Source organism: Shewanella electrica (assembly GCF_022321485.1).
GTDB classification, from domain to species: Bacteria; Pseudomonadota; Gammaproteobacteria; order Enterobacterales; family Shewanellaceae; genus Shewanella; species Shewanella electrica.
Map to the genome: position 1 here is coordinate 1 of NZ_JAKOGG010000582.1, position 249 is coordinate 249.

1 protein-coding gene is annotated in these 249 nt (G+C 47.0%); it reads left to right on the forward strand.

The window, feature by feature from the left end:
* Positions 1–249 (forward strand): site-specific integrase (locus L9G74_RS21510; RefSeq protein ID WP_238898868.1); only part of this gene is annotated, 249 nt, incomplete at both ends.

Below are 249 nucleotides of genomic sequence, written 5' to 3' on the forward strand. Positions count from 1 at the left end.
CATTAGGAAAGCCAGTTAATCATACAAACTTTCGGGACCGCTGGAAAAAAGAAGTGCTGAAGGCGGATCTGCCGCATATCCGCTTCCACGATTTGCGCCATACCCATGCAACCCTGTTACTCAAACAAGGCGTCCACCCCAAAATTGTGAGTGAACGCCTCGGTCATGCAAATGTGAATATTACATTGAACACCTACAGCCATATCCTGCCTGGTCTGCAGGAAGAGGCTGCACGAAATTTAAATGATT